We start from the raw sequence: 6,941 nt of genomic DNA, 5'->3' as shown, positions 1-6,941 counted from the left end.
CTACAGGCTTCGATAAACGAAGAAGAGGCTCAGCAGCAAAAACACAATCGGCGTCGCCACCGCCGTTATATGGGAGAGCGTATGAATACGCGACGGCCTGACGATGAGCGGAACATAGGCGGTTTCCTGCCCCGCGACATAATTCTTCTTATAGCGCCGCTTACTTTGGCGCACTTCCAGAAAGCCGGAGACGATGGCGATGAACCCAAGCGTCGCGGCAATCGCCTGCGCGATGGCGATAAACAGCCGGATATTGCCGTCTGGGTAGAGGTCGGGATGCGCGCCTGCATACATCCATAAAGCAATAAATAAAATTTGCGATATAATCGTTGCGTATGCCCGACGATTAATCAGTAAATCTTCGCCAAAAATCTGATCCCGAAAAATCTCATAAACTTTTACCTTATGGGGATCGACCGGATCGTCAGACATGCACAGCCTCAAGCTTTCTGCTTCAAGGTCTCGTTATAGCGGAAGCTTAGCGGAAGCCCAGTCAGTATAATATCGAGCTCGGCAAAATTTTTAGCTTGAAAAGGGCGTGGAGGGCGATTCGCGCCAACTATCCCTGAACAGGCACGGTGTAGTTCAGCGCCATTCGTCCGCCATCGGCATAAATCGTCTGGCCGGTGACATAGCTCGACGCTTGCCCCGCGAGGAAGACGGCGATACTGGCGATTTCCGTCACCTCGCCGCAGCGGCCCAGCGGGGTGCGCGACAGGATGCGGTCGCGCGCGGAATCGCTATCCATCACGACCTTCAAAAGATCGGTGAGGATGCTGCCCGGCCCAATGCCGTTGACGCGGATCTTATGGGGGGCGAGGGCAAGCGCCGTATTGCGCGTAAGCTGGTCGACCCCGCCCTTCGAGACATTGTAGGGCGTCTGGTTCGGGATGGCCATAATGCCATTCACCGAACTGAGGTTGATGATCGTCCCGCCCCGCACGGGTAGGCCTGCGGCGGCATCGGCGGCATTCTGGGCCACCATCTGCCGGGCCGCCGCTTGCGAGCCTAGGAAAGCGCCCTTCAGGTTCACCCGCAGCACCCGGTCAAAATCCGCTTCCTCCAAATCGAGGAAATCCGCCGCGTGGATAATCCCGGCGTTGTTCACGAGGCAGTCGAGCCGCCCGAAGCGCGCGGCCGCCTCGGCCACCGCCGCCGTAACGGAGGCTTTATCGCCCACGTCGCAGCGAATGAAGGCCGCCGCCGCGCCCAGTTCGGCGGCAGCGGCTTCCCCCTTGGTGGTTTCAACGTCGGCCAGCAGCACCTTTGCGCCTTCGGCAATGAAGGCCGCCGCGATGGCATAGCCGATCCCGGAGGCCGCGCCCGTTACCAGCGCTACGTGATCCTTGAGCTGCATCGCCACCCTTCCCGTTACCCGGTTTCTCCCGGCACGGCGTACCCCGCCAACCGAAGCCGCTCGGTGATATCCTCCAGACTGGTGGGATCGTCAATCGTCGCCGGGACTTTATAATCTTGGCTGTCGGCGATTTTTTGCATCGTGCCGCGCAGAATTTTGCCCGAGCGGGTTTTGGGTAGGCGGGAGACGACCAGCGCCGTCTTGAACGCCGCCACCGGGCCGATCTTATCGCGGACCAGCGCCACCGCTTCTTTTTCGATCTCGGAAGCCGGGCGCGTTACGCCGGATTTCAACACGAGCAGCCCGAGCGGCACTTGCCCCTTGAGATCGTCGGCCACGCCGATCACCGCGCATTCGGCAACGTCGGGATGTCCCGCCAGAACCTCTTCCATCCCGCCGGTCGAGAGCCGATGGCCTGCGACATTGATGATATCGTCGATGCGGCTCATGACGAAGATATAGCCATCTTCGTCAATAAAGCCCGCGTCGCCAGTCTTATAATAGCCGGGATAATCGACCAGGTAGGATTTGCGGAAGCCCGCGTCATTCTCCCATAGGGTTGGCAGCGCGCCGGGGGGCAAAGGCAGTTTGATCGCCAAGACGCCGATCTCGCCCGCCGCCATCGGCTGACCTTCGGCACTCAGCACCTCCACCTTCCAACCGGGAACGGCTTTTGTCGGGGAGCCGGATTTGATCGGCAGCGCTTCCAGGCCTAAGCAATTCGCCGCCACCGGCCAGCCGGTTTCGGTCTGCCACCAATGATCGACCACGGGCACCTTCACCCGGTCCTGTGCCCAATGCAGCGTATCGGGATCGCACCGTTCACCCGCCAGAAACAGCGCGCGGAAGCCGGATAGATCGTAATCCGCCATCAAGGCCCCGGTTGGATCGTCGCGCTTGATCGCCCGGAAGGCGGTCGGCGCGGTGAAGAGAATTTTTACACTATGCTGCTGAATGATGCGCCAGAAGGCTCCCGCATCGGGTGTGCCGACGGGCTTGCCTTCGTAAAGAACGGTGGTCGCTCCGTAGAGGAGCGGGCCGTAGACGATATAGGAATGGCCGACGACCCAACCGACGTCCGACGCGGTGAACATCACCTCGCCCGGCGCAAGGCCGTAGAGGTTCTTCAGGCTCCACAGCAGCGCCACCATATAGCCGCCCGAATCGCGCACCACGCCCTTGGGAACGCCCGTCGTGCCGGAGGTGTAGAGAATATAGAGCGGGTCGGTCGCTTCGACCGGAACGCACGGAACTGGCGCGGCAGTCGCCACCGCCGTCGCCCAATCATCATCCCGCGCCGGATCGAGCGCCGCTTCGAGCTGCGGGCGTTGCACAATCACGCAGCGCGCCGGTTTATGCACGGACATGGCCAAGGCGGCATCGAGCAGCGGCTTATAGGCGATGACCCGCCCCGGCTCCAGCCCGCAGGAGGCGGAGAGGATCACCTTAGGCTGGGCGTCTTCGATGCGGGTTTTCAGTTCGGTCGCGGCGAACCCGCCGAAGACAACCGAATGCACCGCCCCCAGCCGCGCGCAGGCGAGCATCGCCATCGCCGCTTCCGGGATCATCGGCATATAGACCAGCACCCGGTCGCCCTGACCAACGCCGAGCGCCGCCAGCGCCCCGGCCAGCTTCGCCACCTGCTCGGTCAGCGCGGCATAGGTGAAGGTTTCCACGGTGCCGGTCATCGCCGAATCATAAATCAGCGCCACCTGGTCGCCGCGCCCGGCGGCGACGTGCCGGTCAAGCGCATTGTGGCACACATTGGTCGTGGCCCCGGTAAACCAGCGCCCGCCGGGGCTTGCCTCCCGATCCAGCACACTCGTCCACGGGCTGAACCAATCGGCGGCCTGGGCCGCTTCCCCCCAGAAACCTTCCGGGTCCGCCCACGCGCGGTTGTAATTGTCCTGATAGCCCATGATGTCCTCCCCTTGCGACCTTTGGTGCCCGACTAGATAATTTTCTGTCTTCCTGCACCGCATTATGGTTCGATCTGCATTAATCATAGCCCCCTTTGGGTCACAAGCGGAGGGGATGCCGCGCGACACTTCGCAGCAGGGGGTAAAAAAAGGGGGAGAGGAAGAATGACGCCTAACGGTTTGATGCGCAGCGCGGCCAATGGGGCGGCGCTAACGCCGGTGGATTTTCTGGATTGGACGGCGGCGACTTACCCGAATGTCACCGCGATTATTCACGGACAGCAGCGCTGGACTTATGCGGAGATGCGCGCATTGGTCCGACAATTGGCCGCACAATTGGCGGCGCGCGGGATTAAGGCGGGCGATACCGTCTCGGCGATTCTGCCGAATACACCGCCGATGGTGCTGCTGCATTACGCCGTACCGATGCTGGGCGCGGTGCTGAACACGCTCAATACGCGCCTGGATGCGGCGACGATTGCCTTCCAACTGCGCCACGGCGACGCGAAACTGCTGATCGTCGATAGCGATTTTAGCGCCCTCGGTGCCGCCGCGCTCGCCCAGTTGGAAACGCCGCCGGCGGTAATCGACGTGCGCGACCCGCTCGCCCACGCTCCCGGCCCGCGCCTCAGCGACACCGAGTTCGACGCTTGGGTCGCGGGCGGCGATCCTACCTTCGCCGTACCCGCGATCGAAGACGAATGGTCGCCGATGGCGCTCAACTATACCTCCGGCACCACGGGCGACCCGAAGGGCGTCGTTTACCACCATCGCGGCGCTTATTTGAACGCGGTGAATAATGCCGTCGTCTGGTCGATGCCCCGGCACCCGGCCTATCTCTGGACCCTGCCAATGTTCCATTGCAACGGCTGGTGCTTTCCGTGGACGATCACCTTGCAGGCGGGCACGCACGTCTGCTTGCGCCGGGTGGAGGCGACCGCCATGTATCAGGCCATCGCCGACTATGGCGTGACGCACCTCTGCGGCGCGCCCATCGTCATGAATATGCTGCTCCATGCGAAGCCCGAGGAGCGCCGCGCGCTGCCCCATAAGGTCGAGTTGATGACGGCGGCCGCCCCGCCGCCTGCCGCGGTAATTCAGGCAATGGAAGCCCAAGGGTTTTCGATCACCCATGTTTATGGGCTGACCGAAGTTTATGGCCCGGTCGTCTATTGTGCTTGGAAGCGGGAATGGGACGATCTGCCCGTCGAAGAGCGCGCCCGCCTCAAAGCCCGCCAAGGCGTGCGGTATCAGCTCCAGGCCGGGTTGATGGTCGCCGATCCCGACACGCTGGAACCCGTGCCCGCCGACGGCAAAACCCTGGGCGAAGTGTTCATTCGCGGCAATATCACTATGCTCGGCTACCTGAAGAACCCCGCCGCCACCGAAAAAGCCTTTTCCGGCGGCTGGTTCCACACTGGCGATCTGGCAGTGTTGGACGCAGACGGCTATATCGCGCTGAAGGATCGTTCCAAGGACATCATCATTTCGGGCGGCGAGAATATCTCGACCATCGAGGTTGAAGGCGTGCTCTACGCGCATCCGGCGGTGCTGGAAGCCGCCGTCGTCGCCCGGCCCGATGAAAAATGGGGCGAAACCCCCTGCGCCTTCATCACCCTAAAAGACGGCGGCCAAGCCACCGAAGCCGAGATTATCGCCCACTGCCGGGCGCATCTGGCGAGCTTTAAGGTTCCAAAAACCATCGTTTTTGGCAGCTTGCCGAAAACCTCCACCGGCAAAGTGCAGAAGTTCCTACTGCGCGATCAAGCAAGGCGCTTTAGCGCTCGGCATGCCCGTCGTCGTCGGCGCGAGGGCGGGCGTGCCCCCGAATTGCGGTGGGCGGAAACCCGAATCGCGCGCGAAACCGAACCGCAAAGCGCGAAGCCGACTCATACCCGACCTCCCGCGCAATGCGGTTGACCGCATAGTCCGTCGATTGCAGCAGAAGCAGAGCGGAGGACATCCGAACATCGGTCAGGAGCGCGCCAAAACTTGTTCCTTCGGCGGCCAGGTGCCTGCGCAAGGTCGCCTCACTCAGCGCGAGGCGGGCCGCGATACGCCCCGCCGTCCAGGCTCCGCCAGCGCGGACTCGCACAGCCGACGCACCCTTACCACCAAGCTTGGCGTTTCTGTCGCCGCAAAACGAATCCCGCGCTGGGCTAGCCAGAGGAGAACCTCGGTAAGCCGATGCACGGCGATATCGCTTGGAATATGCTTAACATCCCCGATCGCGGCGAGCGCGCGGTCGAACGCCGTGGTAAACTGCCCATCAAGCTTTCCCAGCAGCGCCGCCCCGGTTAAGGGAGTCCCATCCGTCGCCATCGGCTCAAAGTGATCGAGAATCGACGGATCCCAGACGAGCCATCGCGCCTCGTAGAGGCCCAGCTCGGACACGCGATTGGTCACATCAAAACTCTGCCCGCCCGCAAGCGCAATGGCCTCCCCGCTTCGGAGCGACCATTGCCCTCGGGCCGACTGGAGCGTTTTCGTCCCGTGGCGCAGGACGATCAGGGCCGGGCGGTCGATGACGATCCGGCTGAAACGCAAATCGCTGCGCTGAACCACCCCTGCGGTGAGCCCTACCCCAGGGCGGGCGAGAAGGGCTTTGCCTGTGTCGTCCAGCTTAGCGCGCATAGACCCCACCGTGAGTTTGGAGCATTAGGTCAGCGGTAAATTAAAGTCCGGATCGGCCTTTTGCATAGCGCGCTGAAACGCCGGACGCGCGGCGATGCGCTGAAGATAAGCGCGAATATAGGGATAGGGGCCGATGTCGCGCGGCGTGAACACCCGCATCGTGGTCAACGGAAAAAGCGTCATAATGTCGGCGGCGGTGAAGGCATCGCCCGCCAAAAACGGCACCGTCGCGAGCCGCGCCTCGATCTGGTCATACGCGCGGTCGAGGCGGGCCTGAAGCGCCGTCATCACCCCATTTTCCCCACCGATGCGACGCGCCATCGAATCGATCAGCGCCGCGGGCATGAACGAGCCGTTGGCGAAATGAAACCAGTAGAGGAAATCAGGGTAATTGAGCGCTCCGTGCCGGACGATGAAGCGCCCCTCGCCGTAGGCCTGGGCGATATACTCGATGATTGCCGCCGATTCACCCAGAACGAGAGCGCCATCGCTGATGACAGGCGCCGTCCCGAACGGCGTTAGCGCTCGATACTCGGCGGGGGCAAGCCGCGTCTTCGGATCGCGATCATATCGCTTCAGCACATAAGGAATCTCAAGCTCCTCACACAACCAGACGATTCGGTCGGATTGCGAGATTCCGAGATGATGCACGACGAGCATTTATAGGAACCTTTCATTAGGGGAAGTTCTTTTCGTCGGCTCATAAATAAGCGCTTTCGGGGGAACTCGCGATGCTGTGCTGCTCGATTTCGGTGCCGATCCGCTCATCTTCCTCCCAATTAAAAACCCGCCGATCGTTCTGATCGGCGGGTGCGACGGGCTCTCCAGGGAGCGTTAACGTGCGACTATTACGCCATCCGCGCAATTTCGTCCTTAATCCGTAACTTTTCGCGTTTAAGGTGCTGAACTGTCACGACGTCCGGTTCGGGGCGGTTGCGCTCCCGATCCAGTTGGGAATCCAGTTGCGCATGCTTGGCCTGCAACGACTTAACCCGTTCCATAGATGCCATGGGCGTCTCCCTCATCGTGAC

7 protein-coding genes and 1 pseudogene are annotated in these 6,941 nt (G+C 61.8%); 1 reads left to right on the top strand and 7 read right to left on the bottom strand.

Annotated features, from left to right (window positions below; translation table 11 throughout):
- The 3 genes from VZ95_RS06040 to VZ95_RS06030 form a co-directional block, all read right to left on the bottom strand.
- Positions 1 to 294, bottom strand: a complete 294-nt coding sequence (locus VZ95_RS06040; RefSeq protein WP_156995106.1) for a hypothetical protein — start codon at positions 292 to 294, stop codon at positions 1 to 3.
- Between the two features lie 265 nt (positions 295 to 559).
- Complete coding sequence (locus VZ95_RS06035) at positions 560 to 1,357, bottom strand: SDR family NAD(P)-dependent oxidoreductase (RefSeq protein WP_045775057.1); 798 nt, start codon at positions 1,355 to 1,357, stop codon at positions 560 to 562.
- A 14-nt stretch (positions 1,358 to 1,371) separates the two neighbouring features.
- Entirely contained in the window at positions 1,372 to 3,276 is a 1,905-nt protein-coding gene (locus VZ95_RS06030) for a propionyl-CoA synthetase (RefSeq protein ID WP_045775056.1), read from the bottom strand.
- Between the two features lie 165 nt (positions 3,277 to 3,441).
- Here VZ95_RS06030 and VZ95_RS06025 point away from each other — a divergent pair, with 165 nt between their 5' ends.
- Complete coding sequence (locus VZ95_RS06025) at positions 3,442 to 5,196, top strand: acyl-CoA synthetase (RefSeq protein WP_084627603.1); 1,755 nt, start codon at positions 3,442 to 3,444, stop codon at positions 5,194 to 5,196.
- Here the strand turns inward: VZ95_RS06025 and VZ95_RS29170 are convergent.
- The 4 genes and pseudogenes from VZ95_RS29170 to VZ95_RS06010 all read right to left on the bottom strand — a co-directional run.
- Positions 5,162 to 5,371 (bottom strand): annotated as a pseudogene (locus VZ95_RS29170) (helix-turn-helix domain-containing protein); the annotation flags it as partial. The gene VZ95_RS06025 and the pseudogene VZ95_RS29170 overlap by 35 nt on opposite strands.
- On the bottom strand, positions 5,311 to 5,910 hold the full coding sequence (locus tag VZ95_RS25185; RefSeq protein WP_052711529.1) for a hypothetical protein: 600 nt from the start codon (positions 5,908 to 5,910) through the stop codon (positions 5,311 to 5,313). The pseudogene VZ95_RS29170 and the gene VZ95_RS25185, both read right to left, overlap by 61 nt.
- Positions 5,911 to 5,934: 24 nt before the next feature.
- A complete protein-coding gene (locus tag VZ95_RS06015; RefSeq protein ID WP_045775055.1) occupies positions 5,935 to 6,570 on the bottom strand; it encodes a glutathione S-transferase family protein in 636 nt (211 codons plus the stop codon).
- A 188-nt stretch (positions 6,571 to 6,758) separates the two neighbouring features.
- Positions 6,759 to 6,941: YdcH family protein (locus tag VZ95_RS06010; RefSeq protein WP_045775054.1), on the bottom strand; the 183-nt coding region annotated here is incomplete at its 5' end.

Origin of the sequence: Elstera litoralis (genome assembly GCF_000963705.1) — a bacterium.
GTDB lineage: Bacteria > Pseudomonadota > Alphaproteobacteria > Elsterales > Elsteraceae > Elstera > Elstera litoralis.
This window is presented reverse-complemented; position numbering and strand designations above follow the sequence as displayed.